Source organism: Pedobacter glucosidilyticus DSM 23534, assembly GCF_000425145.1.
GTDB classification, from domain to species: Bacteria; Bacteroidota; Bacteroidia; order Sphingobacteriales; family Sphingobacteriaceae; genus Pseudopedobacter; species Pseudopedobacter glucosidilyticus.
In genome coordinates this window covers 1-19,875 of the sequence record NZ_AULF01000011.1, presented here as the reverse complement: position 1 = coordinate 19,875, position 19,875 = coordinate 1, and the positions used below count along the sequence as shown (strand labels likewise).

12 protein-coding genes are annotated in these 19,875 nt (G+C 33.6%); 11 read left to right on the top strand and 1 reads right to left on the bottom strand.

The window, feature by feature from the left end; all coding sequences use genetic code 11:
• The 11 genes from H510_RS0104190 to H510_RS0104140 all read left to right on the top strand — a co-directional run bounded on the left by H510_RS0104190 (position 1) and on the right by H510_RS0104140 (position 19,539).
• Positions 1 to 2,787: a glycoside hydrolase family 2 gene (locus tag H510_RS0104190; protein WP_036691866.1), complete on the top strand. Its 2,787-nt coding sequence runs from the start codon at positions 1 to 3 to the stop codon at positions 2,785 to 2,787.
• Positions 2,777 to 4,894 carry a golvesin C-terminal-like domain-containing protein gene (locus tag H510_RS0104185; protein ID WP_026903160.1) on the top strand — a complete coding sequence of 706 codons (2,118 nt, stop codon included), beginning with the start codon at positions 2,777 to 2,779 and terminating at the stop codon, positions 4,892 to 4,894. The genes H510_RS0104190 and H510_RS0104185 overlap by 11 nt, the downstream gene beginning before the upstream one ends.
• Before the next feature lie 24 nt (positions 4,895 to 4,918).
• Positions 4,919 to 5,437 (top strand): carbohydrate binding domain-containing protein, encoded by a 519-nt coding sequence (locus H510_RS0104180; RefSeq protein WP_026903159.1) that lies wholly within the window; start codon positions 4,919 to 4,921, stop codon positions 5,435 to 5,437.
• 32 nt (positions 5,438 to 5,469) lie between these two features.
• Positions 5,470 to 6,741, top strand: coding sequence for a family 16 glycosylhydrolase (locus tag H510_RS0104175; protein WP_036691863.1), 1,272 nt, complete (start codon positions 5,470 to 5,472; stop codon positions 6,739 to 6,741).
• 344 nt (positions 6,742 to 7,085) lie between these two features.
• On the top strand, positions 7,086 to 10,283 hold the full coding sequence (locus H510_RS0104170; protein ID WP_026903157.1) for a SusC/RagA family TonB-linked outer membrane protein: 3,198 nt from the start codon (positions 7,086 to 7,088) through the stop codon (positions 10,281 to 10,283).
• Positions 10,284 to 10,294: 11 nt separating this feature from the next.
• Entirely contained in the window at positions 10,295 to 11,788 is a 1,494-nt protein-coding gene (locus H510_RS19490; RefSeq protein ID WP_026903156.1) for a RagB/SusD family nutrient uptake outer membrane protein, read from the top strand.
• A gap of 10 nt (positions 11,789 to 11,798) precedes the next feature.
• The gene (locus H510_RS18230; RefSeq protein WP_036691861.1) at positions 11,799 to 12,827 is read left to right on the top strand and encodes a glycoside hydrolase family protein; all 1,029 of its coding nucleotides are present in this window, start codon (positions 11,799 to 11,801) and stop codon (positions 12,825 to 12,827) included.
• Positions 12,828 to 12,893: 66 nt separating this feature from the next.
• On the top strand, positions 12,894 to 14,267 hold the full coding sequence (locus H510_RS0104155) for an SGNH/GDSL hydrolase family protein (protein ID WP_026903155.1): 1,374 nt from the start codon (positions 12,894 to 12,896) through the stop codon (positions 14,265 to 14,267).
• Positions 14,268 to 14,434: 167 nt separating this feature from the next.
• Entirely contained in the window at positions 14,435 to 16,312 is a 1,878-nt protein-coding gene (locus H510_RS19485; protein WP_051291039.1) for an autotransporter outer membrane beta-barrel domain-containing protein, read from the top strand.
• A gap of 117 nt (positions 16,313 to 16,429) precedes the next feature.
• Positions 16,430 to 17,806 (top strand): glycoside hydrolase family 16 protein, encoded by a 1,377-nt coding sequence (locus H510_RS0104145; protein ID WP_026903154.1) that lies wholly within the window; start codon positions 16,430 to 16,432, stop codon positions 17,804 to 17,806.
• Between the two features lie 89 nt (positions 17,807 to 17,895).
• Positions 17,896 to 19,539, top strand: a complete 1,644-nt coding sequence (locus H510_RS0104140) for a glycoside hydrolase family 43 protein (RefSeq protein ID WP_162143051.1) — start codon at positions 17,896 to 17,898, stop codon at positions 19,537 to 19,539.
• Positions 19,540 to 19,564: 25 nt separating this feature from the next.
• Here the strand turns inward: H510_RS0104140 and H510_RS20475 are convergent.
• The coding region (locus H510_RS20475; RefSeq protein ID WP_036691858.1) for a transposase at positions 19,565 to 19,875 on the bottom strand (311 nt) is incomplete at its 5' end.

The window sequence follows — 19,875 nt, the reverse complement described above, 5'->3', positions numbered from 1 at the left end:
ATGATGATGAGGGTTAAGGTTTATCTTTTAGTACTCTTTTGCTTTATACAAACTTTTTTAAGTTTTGCTCAAGAGCTTAATTTAAAATCTGATTGGCGCTTTAAAACAGATCCTAATCAATTGGGCGAGCAGCAAAAATGGTTTTCTAAAGTTTTTGATGATAGCTCTTGGGAGTTGGTACAAGTTCCGCACCTGTGGGATTTGCAAAACGAATATGCCAATTTTAAAGGTAAGGCCTGGTACAGAAAAGATTTTACTTTAAATCGTTTAGATAAAAATAAAAGAGTTTTTATAGAGCTTGGCGAGATAGGGATGAGCTATACCCTTTACATTGATGGTAAAAAAGTAGGCTATGTTTTAGCAGGTAATTATCTGGAAGATTTTGATGTAACAGATTTATTGTCTACTGATGAAAATCATCAAATCACTTTGGAAATAGATAATACTTTAGGATGGGGAGCTTATTGGAGTTGGGGTGGCATCAGACGATTTGTAAAAGTATCTCAAAGAAACCCAGTTTTTATTCATCGTCAAGAAATTATAGCTCAGCCAGATTTAAACAAACAAACTGCTACTGTACAAACTGCTATTTTTATTAAAAATAACTCCTCTAAAAACGAGCTTGTTAACTTAAATCAGCTCATTAGTTTAGAAGGTAAAGAAGCTGTCAAAAGCAATAAAAAGGGTATTAACATACCAGCACAATCAGAAATTAAAGTTTTATTGAAACATACTATAAACGCTAAATCCTTGAAATTATGGCATTTCGACCATCCAAATTTATATGAAAGTAAATTAACGCTTTCATACGCTAAAACGGATATAGGAAGTTTAACAGATAGGTTTGGAATTAGAAAGGTAGAAATTAAAAATCAACAGCTTTATCTTAATGGAGAGCAAATAAAACTAGCCGGTTATAATTGGGTAGCAGATGATAGAGCTACTGGAAGCGTTTTACCTGCTTACAGGTATAAAGAAGATATAGATTTGATGAAAGCCGCAGGAGCAAACATGGCTAGACTTTCACATCGTCCTCTTCCTAATGATGTACTTAATTATTTAGATGAAGTTGGGATGCTCATCATCTCAGAATTTAATAATTGGCCTCAGTTTATGAACGGAAAAAGTGAGGAACCTAAAATTTTTGCTCAAAAACTTATTCAACAAAGTTTTAATCATCCTTGTATTATTGGTTGGAGTGTAGGTAACGAGAATGGAAATCTTAAAGAGTTTCCAGATGTAAATGACTATACAAAAAACATCATCTCTTACATTAAAAAAGAGTTAGATAGCACAAGATTAGTTGCTTATGTGTCTCATACTGCTGATTATCAAGATAATGATGCCGCACAATTTGGAGATATAGTTCATATCAATAAATATGGTAATTATGAAAAAGCCGTGGATGAACTTACCAAACGCTATCCTGATAAAGCTATTTTCATGTCGGAGTATGGTGGTCATGCAGATAATTTGATTTACGATACGCCAAATAATACGCTATTTAAGTCTTTAATGGTTGATAAGCTAAGCGATAAAAATAATCTCATTGGCTATTCTATCTGGACATTTAATGATTATAGGAGCACCTATCAGTCTCCAAACTTAGCAACAGCTACTCCGGTTCATCAAAATAGGCAATGGGGCATTGTAGATGTTTATAGGAATAAGAAAAGAGCTTTTAGACAGATGCAAAACTTTTACGCTCCTGTAAAGGCTATCGCTATAAAAGTTAAGAATGAAGAGGCAGAAATATCTTTAGAACCTCGTAGTAAACAAGATATTCCAGCATATACTTTGAAAGGGTATAATTTAGTTTGGGAACTTAGAGATGTAAATCATATCAATCTAAAAACTGGATTTATAGCCTTAAAAGACATTAAACCAGGTGATGCTGCTGTAAAGTCTTTAATTAAATGGTCTTCATCAACGGCAGTATGTTTAAAAGTATCACTTTTATCATCAACCGGATATAGTGTTAAAGATACTGTGGTGTTTTTTAGAGAACCATTAACGCCTCAAATTAAACATTTTATTACAGCGTCAAATGCAGCCAGAATCATTTTTGATAGAGATGAATTTGCAATAACTTATAAGGCTTATTATGAAACAGATGGGGTAGTGAAGTCTACCGAGTCAACCACTGATCATTATGTAGACCTTAATCAACTTATCATTGGTAAAACCTATAAAATTTGGTTAACCGCTACTAATAGTTTTGGAGAAAGTAAAGCATCAGAAATTAAAATATTTAAGCCTGAAGCGGGCTTTAATAGTCTTCCTCCAATTATTTGGCAATCACAAGCGGCGTCAGAAGCTTTTGCTGTAGGTTACAGCCATTATTATTCCGATGCGCTCTACAAAATTAGATATGGAATTTCAGAGAAAGATGTGGAAAGTTGGAAAACCATCAGCACTAATAATTTCAGTATGATGAGGGTTCCAAATCTAAAAAATGGACAAACCTATTATTATCAAATTTCTAGAAGTCCGGTTTTTTATCCAACGGCAAATCAATGGAGCGAAGTGATGAGTGTGACACCTTATGCGGGCGAATTTAAAAAGGATACCTATGTTCATGGTTTTACTCAGCAAGATGATAAGCTATTGGTGAGTTTTAAATCTATAAAAAACGCGATTTCTTATGAACTGATTTGCGAAACTGATAAAGGCATAGTCAATTATAACATTAATAAATCGGCCGTTTCTTTTGCGATTTTAAAGCTCCAAAAAAATACGATTGTAAAGAGCGTGAAATTAAAAGCCAGCATAAAATATGAGAATTAAGCTTCAATTATCCGTCATATTAATACTAAGCCTTGTAAGCTTCAATATTTTCCCTCAAGAATATATTGTAAAATTTCAAAACGAAGGATACAAAGAAACAGGTTCTTGGCTGTCTGGAGCAGGCATAGGCTATGAAAATACACCACCAAGATGGTCTAATACAGAGCTATCGACAGTTACTTGGACGCCAAAATTACGAAAATCGGGTCTTTATGAAATATCAGTTTGGATACCATCACATCCAAGTAATGATAAGCAAACCTTGTTTTTAATTGGTCATGAAGGTACAATAGATAGAAAAAGTGTAAACATGAGTGCTCCAACGGGTTGGGTAACCTTAGGCGAGTATAGCTTTAATGCTGATGGAACTGAGTTTGTGAAAACTTTAGTTAATGGAAGTTTGGTTAGGGTTAATACAGTTAAGTTTACCCTCGTTAAAGAAACAAAAGCAAATAGCTTACAACCCATGGATGCTTTTCTGTTTCCAGAACCTAAAAATACCGATTTAAAAGAAATAACTCCGGTTGATGGTTTTGAAATTACAGGAAGTTGGATGATGAGCGCTTTAAAAGGTCCACTTAAGAAGGAGCCATTTACCATAGTTTCCAGAAAAGTTGGAAGTACAGCTTTGTGGAATCCTAAATTATATGCACAGGCAGAGATAGAAGTTTATGTTTATCAGGTTTATTCTCCATTTGGTAATGATGATCCTGAAGCTTTTTATGAAATAGTTCATCATGGTAAAAGAGACTCTGTGAAACTAGATTTCACTAAGAAAAATATGGGCTGGGTATATTTAGGTAAGTATGATTTTGCTGGTGAAGGTAAAGAGTACGTAAAGCTTATTAAGAGGACGCCCAACGTAAGTACTAGGGCAGGTGCGGTAAGATTTGATATACTTAACAGCAAAGAAAATGCAACTATCAGGGTTTGGGAGTCTATTTATGTAAACGCCAATGATGTCAAACCTGTTATGAAAATAATAAACGCTTATAATTTTAAAGATTTAGAAAATCATCCTCAAAGGGAAGCTTTTGGGATAATGGTTAAAAGAAATATTGTTAAATCTAATAGTTCAGATAATTTTGGCGTGAGTAATAAAGTAACTAAAAGAGAGTTTCTGGATTACCTAAATAAGCTTATAAGTATTCCTTATCCAAAACAAATAAATCTTGAAAGTCTAACTGATATAAATTTTATAATATCATTATTGGCAAATGCTTTAAAATCTAGTCCGAAAAATTTAGAATGGCTAGATAAGACCTTTAAATATTCAAAAAATATTACTCAGCAACAGGCTATAGATGCTCTAAATAAAACAATTTTTGTTGATGAACTCCAAACTTACAAGAGTAAAAATTTAACCAAATTAGAGGTTACGCTTATTTTGAAAAAGTTTGCTGAGCATTTTATATGGACAGGCCCTCCAGTAAACCAACAATGGAGTTTAACTTTTCAAGATGAGTTTGATGGCAACCAGTTAAACTGGGATGTTTGGGATTCTCAAAACGGGCCAAGCCATCATATATTATCTAGCAGATGGAAAGAAAATGTAAGTGTTACTGATGGCTTGTTAAAGTTGGTTACAAAAAGAGAGCAACGTGGTGGTCAAGAATGGACATCAGCTCATGTAGGTGTTAAAAAAGATGTTTTTAAACAAGCTTATGGTTATTGGGAAGCAAGATACAAATATGCTGAGGCTTCTGGTTTGAATCAGGCTTTTTGGATGAATGGCTTTTATGATGGTAATAAAGGTCAGAGAGCATTTGAAATAGATATCAATGAAGGTCATTATCCCGAATTTATTAACGCAACATTACATACCGGAAAAAATAATCAAGGTGTGCAGGAGAGTATCGGTAAAAAATATGCCACAGGTTTAGATCTAAGCAAAGATTTCCATGTTTATGCATTAGAGTGGACACCAGAAGAACTTATTTTTTACTTTGATGGAGTTGAAATAGACCGTAAACCTGTTTGTAATGCACATCTTCCAGTATGGCCGTTTTTTAGTACCGCTGTCATTAATTGGGCTGGTCCTTTAAAAGATAGTATGAGTGGTAAAAGTATGGATGTAGATTGGGTACGTATTTATCAAAAGAAATAAATCAATTAAACAAATTAAATAATTATGAAAAAGGCATTTTTAAAATTATTGGTTGCTTCAAGTTTAAGTTTAGCAGCTTCGGAAGTAAAAGCACAAAATTTAATTACTATTAATAATAGTTTTGAGCAAGGTAAAATAGGTTGGAATTTTTCTGGAACAAATACCCAATTGATAAATCAAGACGGGCATACGGGTAGTTCATCTCTTAAATTGGTTTCTAAAGAAGGCAGTTTAACTTATTTCTATACCGAACCAAAAGTCCAAAAATTTACATTAAGTGCAGGTAAAAAGTACGAGCTAAAAATGTGGGTGAAACCTTTAACAAAAATAAGAGAAGTAGAAATTAGAGTTTATGCAACTACTGGTTTTAAAGCAGAACAAGATATAGCTGAAACTTACAGAAATAAAAACTTAAAGGTAAACGAATGGCAAGAAATCAGTATTCCATTTACTGGTAAGGATTATCCAGAAGCTAAATTTTCAATAGCTATAGGCGTAAGTGAAGTTTTATTTGACGATATCATGTTGGTTGAAGTAAAATAAGCTTCAATATTTTATAACCCAAAATTTATATCATGAAACTGATTAATGGATTAAGCCACAGACTTTTTATTGCCTTAATTTTAGTGATAAACTCTTCTGTGAGTATAGCTCAACCAGATAAATCCACACCCTCTATGCTTCCTGGGAATGCAAAAGATTGGAAGTTGATTTGGAACGATGAATTTGATTATGAAAATAAGAATTTAGATAAGGAATGGGAATCTCAAAATGGTCCTAGCGGGCATATTCTATCAAGCAGATGGAGAGATAATGCTATCGTTAGTGATGGTACTTTAAAACTCATCAATAAGAAAGAGCAAAGGGGTGGACAAAATTGGACATCGGGTAATATCTGGACAAAACAGCAATTTATGTATGGATATTATGAGTGTAGATATAAATATGCAGCAGCAGAAGGTACTAACAATTCCTTTTGGTTAATGACAAAAGGTATTGAGCCTAAAGAAGGTAAAAAGTTTGAAATTGATATCAATGAAGGCCATTACCCTAATGAGATAGCTACCAATATTCATAATTGGAGCGATCTATACATGAAAGATGGTAAACAAAGGCACCCTTCTGATTCTAAGACTTTCAATTTTGGTACAAGACCAGATTATACGATACAATTAGAAATACCTATCGCTACCACTAAAATACGTTTTACTTCAACGCATAATGCTCATTTTAATATTGGAGAATTTAACATTTATAATGTTAATCCTAATGGTTACCCAAATTTATTAACTAGTAATAAGCCTACTGATGGTTTAATAAACTTTAACAAATTACCTGATACTAAAATTACCGTAAGTGGTCAGTATAAAGAGGGGACTACATTTAGCAAGGAAAATATGCTCGATGGTAAACTTGAAACCAGATGGACTTCTCAAGCAAAAGGCGAGAAATGGATAGAATTTGAATTTGCAGAAGCTAAAACTATAGGTTGTATTAAGTTTGTGAATGGCTGGTTATCAAATGGAACCTGGCAAGGTCTCATCAATAATTATAAAGTTGAATATTGGGATGGCAAAAAATGGATAGAAATGTCTTCGTTTGATTTAGATAAAGGCACCTATAATTTTGCGAAAGAGTTTCATACTTATGGTTTAGAATGGACAAAAGATGAACTCGTATTTTATTTTGATGGTAAGGAAATCAGGAGAGAAAAGAACACATTCTGCTGGAGTCCATCTCCGATATGGTTAAGTTTAGCCATAATTCCTTGGGCAGGAAATATTACAGATGCTATTGACGGTACACAAATGGAAGTAGACTATGTAAGGGTCTATCAAAAAAAGTAATTTTTTTAGTATAAGCTGTGGATTAAGCTAAAATCAGTTGGTATTACGACAGCTGATTTTTTTTGTTTTTACTCAATAAATTAAATATTTTCTGATAAGGATGATTTAAGTAGGCTAAGTGTCTTGGGAACATTCCCAATTATTGGGAATGTTCCCAGTCTGTTTTATTCCTTTCGGTATGAGTTTTCTGAGTTTCCTACTTATATATTTGATATGCAATTAATTCTTCTCCAAAAAGAATATTGTTAATTATAAAACCAAATAAACCAAATATTATGACTAGATGTTTTAATAAGTTTCTTAACCTATTATTTTATTTAAAGAATCATCGAAACCAACTGGAATTGAAATTTCTTGTAGTTCTGTTTATTTTAAGCATAGGATCTTCTGCTTTTGCGCAATCTAACCTTATCACTGTAAAGGGTAAAGTAACAGATGAAGTAGGCTTGGAGTTACCAGGCGTTACAGTAAATGTTAAAAATGAGCAGTTAAGCACTATTACTGCTAATGATGGTACTTATACCATAAGAGTAAGTTCTAAAAATGCAGTTTTAGTTTTTTCTTTTTTAGGTTTTTCACCCTTAGAAAAAACAGTTGGTAACCAAAGCACTTTAAACGTTTCTCTTGTACCTAGTGCTAGAAACTTAGATGAAGTTATTGTAGTGGGTTATGGAACTCAAAAGAAATCAGATTTAACAGGGTCTGTATCCTCTATCAGTGTAAAAAACAACGATGCAGGAGCTTATAGCAACTTCCAGCAATTAATAGGAGGTAGAGCTCCCGGGGTAGTAGTTAGTGAAACATCTGGTCAACCGGGCTCTGGTTTAAATATTGAAATTAGAGGTACAAACTCTTTAAACTTTTCGTCACAACCTTTATATGTGGTAGATGGTATTCCTCTAGATATTCCAGATGTTGGTTCCTTATCAAATGCAAATACTTTAAGTGCTTCTGCCGCTAGCCCTTTGTCTGCCATTAATCCAGCTGATATTGCTAGTATAGAAGTATTGAAAGATGCATCAGCTACAGCTATTTACGGTTCTAGAGGAGCTAACGGAGTTGTTTTAATTACCACAAAATCTGGTGTAGAAGGTAAACCAAAAATTGCTTTAAATTTTTCTAATGGATTTACAGATTTATTAAAAGACCTCGAACTTCTAAATTCTCAAGAATTTGCTCAATTAGCAAATGAAGCTTATACTTACAGAGGGCTAACCTCCGGAGTTCCTTTTCTAGAAAGTGAAATAGCAGCAGGCTTACCAAATTATAATCATCAGGATGAAATAACGCAATCTGCACAAACAAGAGATTTAAACGTAAGCTTATCTGGCGGAGACTCAAAATCTAAGTATTATTTATCCGGTCAATACTTTGATCAGGAAGGTATCATCACTTCAACCAGTTTAAAAAGATATAACTTCAAAATTAATTATGATAATAATGTTTCTCAAAAACTAAAAGTATCAACCAGTTTAAATATCTCTAATAGTGCTGCTACCGGAAACGTAGCCAATTCTTTTGCAGGTGGATATTTAAATAGTGCGTTGGTATGGGCACCAACAAGCCCTTTAATCAACCCCGATGGTACTTTTAATCTTGTTAGAACTTACCAATATGGCACATCGGTTTTTCAAGATTTAGCTATTGGTTCTATTTATTATAATCCAAGGTTTAGCCCTACAGTTGTTGCTTCTCAGATAGATCCGAATATCAACAATCCTCTTTCATTTTTAAGGGGGGTTACGAATGATAATACTTCAACCCAAATATTAGGTAATCTAGGACTCACCTATAGTATTACTAAGGATTTAAAATTATCGGGTCTATTAGGTGTTACCACTTATAGCTCTTTATTAGAAAATTATATTCCAACCACAGTACCAAGAACTTTTACATTAAGAGGTATAGCTTCTGTAGGGAATTTACAAAGCAGAAAACTTTTATACCAAACAACTTTAACTTACGATAAAAAAATAAAGAAACATTTCTTTAATTCTGTAATTGGTGCAACATTAGAAGATTTTGAATCTAAAACCCAAACAGCAGGTACACAAAGTTTTACAACAGATGTTACGGGCGTAAATGCGATACAAGCAGGTGCGGTAGTACAAATTCCTACAACTGATGTAAATGATTATAAATTAGTATCTACCATTTTTAGAGGAACTTACCATTACAACTATAAATACTATTTAACACTTTCTGCCAGATATGATGGATCTTCAAGGTTTGCACCTGGTAAACAATTTGGTTTTTTCCCATCTGTTGGTGCTTCTTGGAGGGTGACAAAAGAAAACTGGTTCCAAGTTGATGCGATTAACGAATTAAAATTAAGAGCTAGTTACGGTATCATAGGTAACCAAGCTGTAGGCTCTTACAATACCTTAGCCACTCTAAGCTTTGCAGGTGCTGTTTTTGGCTCTACCGCAAACACTGGTTTTGCACCAAGTCGTATTCCCAATCCAGATTTAACCTGGGAACAAACAGCACAAGCCAATATCGGTATAGATCTTAACTTATTCAGAGATAGAATAGCTTTTACAGCTGATGCCTATCAAAGAAAAACTTCAGATTTATTATATCAGGTTACTTTACCCGGAAGTTCAGGTTTCCAAAATTTATTAAGCAACGTTGCTAGTATTAATAATAGAGGTTTAGAGTTTTCATTGTCCTCTGTGAATATCAAAAAAGATAATTTTACATGGACTACCGACTTTAATATTTCTTTTAATCGTAATAAAGTTGAAAGACTCTCAGGTGCTCAAGGCGAGTTTTTACCAGTTCAATCATTAATTGGTAGCGCATTTTTATCAAGAATACAACCCGGACAACCTATTGGTCAGTTCTTTGGTTACCGAACCATTGGTATCTGGACTGCTGAAGATATTTTAACAAAACCAGTAAACTTCCAAACAGGGGTAAGAGAAGGTGATAGGAGATATGAGGATATTAATAATGATGGTCTTTTAACTGATGCTGACCGTGTTCTGATAGGTAATGCTTTACCAAAATATACAGGAGGTTTTACAAGTGCATTTAAATACAAAAATTTTGATTTATCCACTTTCTTTAGCTATTCTGTAGGTAATGATATATTTAACCAGCTAAGCTGGAATTTAACAAACCTGAATGGCTTTAATAATGTTACAAGAGATGCTTATAACCAAAGATATATTCCAATAACGCCAGATACAGATCCAGCAAGAGTAGAGGCTATTAGGGCAAATAATAGAACAACAAAAATTATGGCAGCTGGTGCATTTTTAGATCCTAGAGAAGTCACAGATTTATTTGTGGAGAAAGCTTCTTTTTTAAGATGTCGTGATATTACGTTGACTTATCGCTTCAACCCTAAAGTTATTAAGTCATTAAAACTTTCTAACCTAAGTTTATATACAAACCTGCAAAATATGTTTACCATAACTAAATATCAAGGCTTCAATCCAGAAATCAGTTCGGGTTCTGGTTTAGCTAGAGGTTTAGATAATGGGGCAACTCCACTAGGAAGAACCATTAGATTAGGTATTAATGTTGGATTATAATAAGAAATAAGATGAAAAATATATATAAAGTAATTTGTTTAGGATTAGGATTGTTTTTAGCATCCTGCGAGAAATTTCTAGAAGAAAATCCTAAAAGTTTAATTTCTACTACAAACTTCTATCAAACTAATGCAGATGCTTTAGCTGCTGTTAACGGTGTTTATGCTGCCATGAGACCAGATGTTACGGGTAGTATTGACCCTATATGGTTTGCAGAGGTTACTACTGATGACGGTGCTTTGGGTGGTACACCAGTAGGCGAGCGAGTGGAATTAGATAATTTAGTATATTCCGCTCAACACAGCTTTATCCAAAGAATTTGGAATACGGCTTATAACGTTATTAATAGAGCAAATACTGTTCTTGCTAACGTAGATAGCGCAAAAGTAACCCCTGCCTTGGTAAGACGTGTACATGCAGAATCTAAATTTCTAAGAGCGTTTTATTATAGCAGATTGGTACAGTTTTTTGGAGATGTCCCTCTTTTATTAGAACCCAGTACTTCTGCTAATATTTATCCACCAAGAACCCCAAGAGCACAAATTTTTGCTCAAATTATAGAAGACTTAAAATATGCTGAAGCTAATCTAGAGAATAGATATGCCTATAACGATCCTATTAATGGAGGCAGAGCAACCGCAGGAGCAGCTAAAGCTTTATTAGGTTATGTATATGTAGTGATGGCTGGAGCACCTACTAATGATGCTAGTAAATGGCAATTAGCTATAGATAAGCTTAATGAAGTTATTACCAATAAAGCAGTATATGGTTATGAATTAATGCCTGTTTACAGAGATATATTTGATGTTACTAAAAAAACTACCAATACAGAGTATGTATTTTATTATAACGGTACATCAGGTCTTTCTGCTTCATTATTAGCATATACCAGATTGCAGAATTTTTATTTCACATTTACCACGGTAGTACCAACAACAGAAGTAAGGACTACTTTATACGAAACTGCTGATCTAAGAAGAACTGTTAATATGGGAAGAAAATCTGGAAATACCATTGTACCTATCACAAACACCACTGGTACACCCATTATTACTAAATATATTACATCCAATTTAGCAAATAGCGCTGATAGCAATAACGATTTCCATATCATAAGATATTCTGATGTTTTACTTTTATACGCTGAAGCTTTAATAGAAAGAGGAGCGGCAAATGATTTAACGGCAGCTTTAGATATTATTAATCAAATAAGACGTACTCATGGCGGTACAACTCTACCTCTTTTAACTTTTACTTCTCAGGATGATTTACGTCAGAAATTAAGAGTAGAAAGAAGAAAAGAGTTACTTTTTGAAGGCCATAGATGGTATGATTTAGTAAGATGGGGAATATTTGTGCCAACAATAAAAGCACATTTAGCGGCTCAGAATAACAGACCAATTACAGATTATAATTATGTTAATGATAATGTTTTGTTGTTGCCATTACCAAATTCAGACTTTGTAGCAAATCCTAATTTAAGACCTCAAAACCCAGGTTATTAATATTATTAAAATGAATAAAAAGATTATTTTTTCCTTCTTACTAAGTTGTTTAAGCCTGTTTTCAGTAGGCCAAGACATTAACTTTAATCAATGGATTACAAAAGTACCGTCTTATGCCAAGTTTACAGATCCCGGTTATCAAGTTTGGTGTGGAAGCATGATAAAAGGAGATGATAATCAATTCTATTTATTTTACAGTCGTTGGCCCGATAGTTTAAAACATACCAATTGGGTAACACATAGTGAGGTAGCATTGGCGGTTTCTAAAAATCCATTAGGGCCGTATAAATTTTTAAAAGTTGTATTGCCAAAAAGAGATAAGAAATTTTGGGATGCCGATGTTACCCATAATCCCACCATACATAAGTTTGATGGTAGATATTACCTGTATTACATGGGTAACTATGGTAATGGAGAGTTTTGGAACAACAGAAATCATCAGCGTATAGGTGTTGCGGTTTCAAAATCTCCATTAGGTCCATGGAAAAGATTTAAAAAACCATTAATAAATATCTCTGATGGTTACGACTCTTTAATGGTTAGCAACCCAGCAGTATCTAAAGGTTTAAATGGTAAATATGTGATGGTTTATAAAAGTGTTGGACATGGCCCTATGCCTTTTGGAGGCAAAGTAAATCATAGGGTGGCTTTTTCTAAAAATCCTGCTAAAGGATTTATAAAGCTTCCAAATCCGATTTTTACTAAAGATACAGTTAAGTTCCCCGCTGAAGACCCTTTTATCTGGGTGCAAAACAATAAATACTGGGCTTTAGTTAAAGATTTTAGTGGTTCTTTTACTAAGCAGGGTCTGTCTATTGCTTTGTTCGAGTCTGATGATGCCATAAACTGGAAAGTAGCCAAAAATGCTTTAGCCTCTAAGATTGAAATTCCTTGGGAAACAGGCTTAGAGAAAGTTAAGAAACTAGAAAGGCCTCAGCTTTATTTTGAGAATGGTATACCAAAAATACTATTTGCGGCAGTTATGGATGCTCAAGATAAATCCTATACGGTTGCAATTCCGCTAAATTTAAGTAAATAGTTGCGTTGAGACTAATACATAAATTATCAAGGTATTAAATATATTTAGTAAGAATAAAGCGTAATTATGCTGAAAAAATACATTCTTATTCTGGCTTTTTCAGTTATCTTTTTTTCTTTAAATGGACAAAGCTTACCTATTTTTAAATCCGGAGATAGAGTTTGTTTTGTAGGAAATAGTATTACACAAGCTGGAGATTTTCATCATAACATCTCGCTTTTTTATGCAACACGTTTTCCCGAAAGAGAAATTACATTTTTTAATGCAGGTATATCTGGTGATGTAACTCAAGGTGTAATTAACCGCTTAGATCAAGATGTTTTTATTCATGACCCTCATTACGTAATTATCATGATTGGTATGAATGATATCTCGAGAGAATTATATGCAAAAGGTTTGAAAAGTCGGGAGAACGACCTTAAAAAACTTAAAGCAATTGAACTTTATAAATTCAATTTAGATAGTATCATTAAACGTATCATGTCTAAAAATATGAAGGTTGTTTTACAAAAGCCATCCATATACGATCAAACTGCCGTTTTAGAACGTTTTAACAATTTTGGAGCTAATGATGCGCTGAAAATTTGTGCCGATTATATGGGGGAACTGGCTCAAAAATATAAAATACCTTTTGTAGATTATTGGACAATTATGTCTAATATAAATAAACAAATTCAGCTTTCTGATTCATCTGCAACCATAGTTAGTCCTGATAGGGTACATCCAGGTGCACCTGGTAATTTTGTAATATCTTATCAATTTTTGAAATCTGCTTTTTCAAGCTCAGTAGTTTCGAGCTTAATCATCAAAAGAAGTAAGAAAAAAACTGTTAAAGCCAGTATAAACTGCGAGATAAAGGCTTTGTCTCGAAAAAATGGGATATTAAGTGTTCAATACAAAGAGAAAGCGCTCCCTTATCCTATTCGGGACGACCAATTAAAAGCGCTTAATTGGACAGATTTTATACATGATTTTAATCAGCAATTATTAATCATTGAAAGTCTTAAAACAGGAAACTATCAACTTAAAATTGATGAGGAATTTATAGCATATTTCACTCATCAAGAACTTGAAAAAGGTGTAAATCTGGCTAATTATTTTACTCCGCAGATGAAGCAAGCCATTCAAATTAGGGAAAAATTTAATGAGCTTTGGAAAGTAGAGGCAAATCAAAGAACAATAAAGCATATAGAGTTCATGCATCTCAAAGATTTTGAATTCAAAAGCGATTTAAATAAAACCAAAATTTTTCTCGATTCTCTTCATCGCCACAAATATTCTGGGGCAAGTTATAGCACTTATCTTAAAACTCAATTTGATAAATATGTTATCCTAAAGCCTTCAGAATACTTATTTTCTGAGCAAATAGCAAGTTTAAGAAAACAAGTATATCAACTTAATAAGCCTGTTATTCATCATATCCAAATAATAAAGCGATAGTAAGTTGTGGATGTTCTGAAAAATTCCCTAAATAATTGGGAACGTTCCTAGAAATTGGGAACATTCCCAATCAAAATTATTTTTTGATTACAAGAATAAATATCGTAACCACGATAAATTTGATGTAATCTAAAAAGATATATCTCAACCAATTAAACTTAAAAAGCATGAAAAAAATTTACGCATTAACTCTTTTTGTTTTTATTTCTTTAGCCAGTTTTGCTCAAAGCGTGGTTATTAACAAAGTTTTTAATTCTGGGCTTACCGGTGGTAATGAAGATGCTATAGAGTTAATCGTTGTTGGTACGCATCCTCTTGCTCCAGTAGACTTAAGAGGGATGCTAGTAAAGAACTATACGAGTAATGGAACGGTAGATGGTGGCTGTTATACTTTTACAACTAATGCTTTATGGTCTAGTGTTAAATCGGGTACTATCATCGTATTAAGAAGAAATGTTACTTCAACAGATACTGATATCTCTGCTGCTACAGATTTTAATTTAGCGGTAAATTTAGATGATCCTACATATTTTACAGCAGGCACTGTTACAATGAATATTGCAAGTGTAGATATGGTTATGCTTAAAGCAGCTGGGAGTGCTTACGCTGGAGAAGCGGGTTCTATACATGCGGTTTCTTTTGGTAATTCTAGTGCTACTACTCAATTTAATAATGTTACAGGTCCTAAAATGAGATCAACAGCTACAGTAGGAACTGGAGCTATTGGTATTGCACAAAATTTTAATGGTTCTCTTGTAGATTACAGCAACACAGCTGGGTTTGTAGTTATTGCGTCCTTAAGTACTGATATTTCTAGTGGAAATATAGTTTTAGGTAGCCCTAGTGTTTTAGCGAGCGGAAATTCTAGAAATAGAAGGTTTGTAAATATTCTAAGGCCAAGTGTAGTTATCGAGTCGGTTTATAATAGTGGGCAGGCAAATGGTATTGGCGATGTTATTAAACTCAAAGTTTTAAGTGCTAATGCTTTAGATATGAGAGGGATGTTTATCAAAGATTTGAGAACAAACGGTACCGAATCAAACATTTATTATAAGTTTAGCGATGCTACAGGTTCTATTTGGGAGAGTGTTCCATCAGGTACGGTTATTACTTTAACAAGAGCAGTTTCTGGAACAAGTGCTGATGTTAACAGTGCTGATTTAACCTTAGATGTTTTACTAGCTAATACAGCCCCGGTAGGTAATGTTGAATTTAATTCTTCTAATACAGATGCTACAAACTTCTTAGATATTGATGAAAACGATATGTTGGTAATACAGCCAGTAGCCGATAACAATCTTTCACTTACAGGCGAGTCTATTATTACTCATGCTATGGCTTTTGGGTCTGTATTTTCAACAGTAGGTTCTAAATATGACTTAATTGGTTTTGGGCCTAAAGTTGGTATAGCTAGTACTTTGGTTACTGATGCTAGAATAGCTGTTCAAAATACCACCAGCCCAATTAATTACTATAATAGTAATTTGGCCATTACACTGAATGTTTTACCGGTAGAACTCATAACTTTTACTGCAGAAAAACAATTCAATTCAGTAAATCTTAAATGGAGTACGTTAACGGAATCTAACAATGCTAGATATGACATTTATAGAGCAGCCAATGGTACTGATTTTATTAAAATCACTTCTATAAATGGAGCTGGTACTTCTTCTAATGTTTTAAATTATAGCTACATAGATAATAATCCTTTAGCTGGAGATAATTACTATAAACTTGTTCAAGTAGACCGTGACGGCACAGAAAAAGTGTTAAAAGTTATTGTATTTGAGAATAGTATACGAGCTTTTAACGCTTATGTAAATAACAATAATCTTTTTATCAATGCTATTTCATCTAAAAATCAAAGAGCGGCAATTTTACTTTCTAATTTGTCTGGTCAGGTTGTTTATAACCAGGCTGTTGTTTTACAAAAAGGAGATAATGCTTTCGCTTTAGAATTAAAAAATAACGCTTCATTTTATATTCTTAAAGTTCAGTTTGATGATGATGTTATCGTTAAAAAGTTAGCTTCATCTACTTTTTAAGTATACAAGAATATTACACGCTTATAAACAGCATTTAAATCTCATTTAAATGCTGTTTATATATCCTTTAAAGTATCAAAAACTTTAAGATACTCATAGAAATATATACTAAAATAAATGAGAAATTCAAGAGGTTTAATTTGGATTACCGCGAGCTTATGCACTTTGTTTTCTTGTGAAGAATCTCCTTTAATTTCTGCTCAAGACGATAAAAGTAATAGTTTAAATACAATTTCAAATACTACGGGTACTTTTGGTCCTCCTGTAGGGCAGGGTTATGAATTACTTTTTGAAGACGAGTTTGATGGCAATGCTTGTGGTTGTAATTGGTATCCAAGGGTTGATTCTACTTATGCTAATGGTAAATCCAGAAACAGAGCAGAAAATGTTACCATTACCAATGGTATGGTAGAAATTAGATACAGGCAAATTAGTAATAATCCTGTTATCCAAACCGGAGGGGGCTTAATAAGTAGACAAACTTTCGGTTATGGTTATTATGAAGCTAGGATGAAGTTTTTTAAAGATTCTAGAGGTTTTCATCAATCTTTTTGGTCTTTAGGCGCAGGTGTAAGCAGTTTTACAAGAAATATGTTTGAAGCAGGGTTACTTCCTCGTTTTAATACAGTTATTGAAATAGACGGTGTAGAATTTGATTCTAAACCGGGCTCTCAATTAGAAGCTAATAACTTAACTTATATCCCCATCCGTAGAAGCCAAGGAGCAAGAAGAATGGGGCAACCAGTTAATGAATGGACAATTATTGGATATGAGTGGCTACCTGGAAAGATTAAATATTATGTTGATGGCGTCTTGAAAGATTCTATTAACCTGATAGGGGATTTTAATGTTTATGCGCCACAAAATATATGGATTACAGGATTAGCAACACCAACTTATGTTAGTCCAGAAACCTATTATTTTGATTTTGGCGGACATGAACCCCTAACAAATCCTGATGCAAAAATGCAGGTTTCTTATGTTAAATATTGGGCAAAACGTAGCGTGGGTTTAAATTTATTAGGTAACAATTCTTTTGAATATGTACAACAAATTAATCCAACTACAACAAGAGGGTTGGATGATCCAATAGCTTGGATAGAGCCCTTTGCACCTTTTCAGCCAGGTTTTAACAGAGATGCAAGTAAAGTTGAAGTATCAGCAGATGCTAAAGATGGAAATAATAGGTTGGTACATCAAGCAAGTACACCTTATTTAACCACCACCAAACAAACATTATATGCCATACCTAATGGTTTGTATAAGCTTACAGCCTGGGTTAAAAGTTCTGCACACGTCATACCATCTCATATGAGTTGTGCCGGTTATGGACATACAGAAAGATTTGTAAATATTCCTACCTCCAATGATTGGGTACAAATTACAATTGATAATATCAATGTCACCACTAATCAGGCTGTAATAGCTTTACATTCTAATGCCCAAGCTAATGAATGGATTTATGTTGATGATGTACAATTTGTAGCCAAATAAATGCTAATTTAATTTGTGTTGAAATGATAATGATAGATAATATAAATAAAATCAGTTTTTTTAGAGTAGGGATAATATGGCTAATCTTCATGATGAGTTTTTTTTTAACTTATGCTCAGGTTGATGAACCTGCAAGATGGTATCCTAAATTAGCAAGTCATGAATATGTAAACCCTGTTATATCTGGTTTTTTTCCAGACCCATCTGTTGTAAAAGTAGGAGATACCTATTACTGTGTCAATTCTACATTTGAATATTTTCCTGGTATCATCATATCGAAATCTAAAGATTTAATTAACTGGCAGCAAATTGGACATGTATTTACCAAAAGCGAAGATTTAGATTTAACCTATTATTTTGATGCTATGGGTATTTGGGCTCCGGATATTTCTTATCATAACGGAGAGTTTTATATTTTCTATTGCAAAGTGCAGCTATCTAAAGATAGGAGTACCAATGTTAGGGGTAACTATATGGTCAAATCTTCTAATATTTTAGGTCCGTGGACAAAGCCGGTACAATTAACAGATAATGGTAATGATCCATCGCATTTTGTATCTCCACAAGGAGAGCATTATATGCTTTATGCAGCTGGTATACCTCAAGGCAACGGAACCAAAATCGTGAAACTAAATGCTGATTGTACCAAAATTATAGAAGGACCATTTTGGTTAGAGACAGAAGGTAAAAAAGCGGCTCCAGAAGGACCTCATTTACTGTTTAAAGACGGCTATTATTACCTCACTATGGCAGCATCTGGCGGATTATTTAATGGTCATCATATGCTTGTTGCCCGATCAAAGAATATTTATGGACCTTATGAAAATTCCCCTTACAATCCATCATTAACGCAGAAAAATCCTCAAGCTATTAATTTTCATCAAGGTCATGGTAAAATATTCTCTACACAAAATAACGAGTGGTATACCATGGTTCTGTCGCAACGTTGGCTACCCGGTACTATTAGAGGTCATAAGGCAAGAGGTATAAGCCCTTTAGGTAGAGAAACATCTTTGATACCTTTAAATTGGACTGGCGATGGATGGCCAGTTGAAACCCCAACAAGACAAGCCTTAGATATTGCCCATAAACCTAATTTACCTTTTACTCCTGTCATCAATCCAGCATCAGATGAGTTTAATGATTATACATTAGGTATTCAGTGGCAATTTAGACGTAATCCTGTTTACACGGATTATTCTTTGAAAGAAAAAAAAGGACACCTCAGAATATATACGGGTAACTTTGATATTGATACCATTAAGGGTCGAAACTTAATTGTACAAAGAGAACGATGGTTAAAGTATACAGCCAGTACAAAAATTTCTTTTAAACCAGAAACCATAGAAGAAGCAGGGCTTACCTGCCATTACGATACCAAAACTTATTTACGTTTAGGCTTACAAAACAATCAGGGTAAGTTAAAATTGGTTCTAGAAGAATGTAACTATGGTAGGAAAAAAGTGATATCCGAAGTATTAGATGTAAAGCTAAAAGCATTATATCTTAAAGTTGATGTTAACATGCTTAAAAGATCTTTTTTCTATAGTTATGATGGTAAAAATTGGTTGCCAGCTGGTGTAGTAGAAAATGCTTCTTATCTAAGTGATCAAGGTACACCAAATTGGGGTTTTATGGGTACAATGGTAGGTTTATATGCTTTTAATAAAGGTACAGGTAAACGTATTCCGGCAGATTTTGACTACTTTAGAATGGAAGCGTTTAAAAATTAATATAAGCTGACTAATTAGTCAAGCCTTAAAAAGTCCAATTTAACTTTACAGGGTATAATTTATTGGGATGATCTTGCAGATTTTTTTTGGTCAGTTTATCAAATACCCACATTAGAAGGAGCTGCCATTGTAAAAAGAAGCTGGCAAAAGATGATTTCCATTTATTCATCATCCTTTTGAAGTTAAAAGCAGCAGCAGCAAGCATAATATTGATATTATCGCCCACTATTCCTTTATAAAAGTTGCGGTTTAATCTGTGATCTTGTTTGATGTGTCCGATAATGGGTTCTATGGATGCCCTTTTGCGATGTAACTTTCTAAGTTTATTAGCCTGAT

Excerpts from the sequence above, each read along its gene's own strand:
- H510_RS0104185 (WP_026903160.1), top strand. The coding sequence starts at position 2,777 with ATGAGAATTAAGCTTCAATTATCCGTCATATTAATACTAAGCCTTGTA.
- H510_RS0104145 (WP_026903154.1), top strand. The coding sequence starts at position 16,430 with ATGAGAAATTCAAGAGGTTTAATTTGGATTACCGCGAGCTTATGCACT.
- H510_RS18230 (WP_036691861.1), top strand. The coding sequence starts at position 11,799 with ATGAATAAAAAGATTATTTTTTCCTTCTTACTAAGTTGTTTAAGCCTG.
- H510_RS19485 (WP_051291039.1), top strand. The coding sequence starts at position 14,435 with ATGAAAAAAATTTACGCATTAACTCTTTTTGTTTTTATTTCTTTAGCC.
- H510_RS0104190 (WP_036691866.1), top strand. The coding sequence starts at position 1 with ATGATGATGAGGGTTAAGGTTTATCTTTTAGTACTCTTTTGCTTTATA.
- H510_RS0104155 (WP_026903155.1), top strand. The coding sequence starts at position 12,894 with ATGCTGAAAAAATACATTCTTATTCTGGCTTTTTCAGTTATCTTTTTT.
- H510_RS0104175 (WP_036691863.1), top strand. The coding sequence starts at position 5,470 with ATGAAACTGATTAATGGATTAAGCCACAGACTTTTTATTGCCTTAATT.
- H510_RS0104140 (WP_162143051.1), top strand. The coding sequence starts at position 17,896 with ATGATGAGTTTTTTTTTAACTTATGCTCAGGTTGATGAACCTGCAAGA.
- H510_RS0104180 (WP_026903159.1), top strand. The coding sequence starts at position 4,919 with ATGAAAAAGGCATTTTTAAAATTATTGGTTGCTTCAAGTTTAAGTTTA.
- H510_RS19490 (WP_026903156.1), top strand. The coding sequence starts at position 10,295 with ATGAAAAATATATATAAAGTAATTTGTTTAGGATTAGGATTGTTTTTA.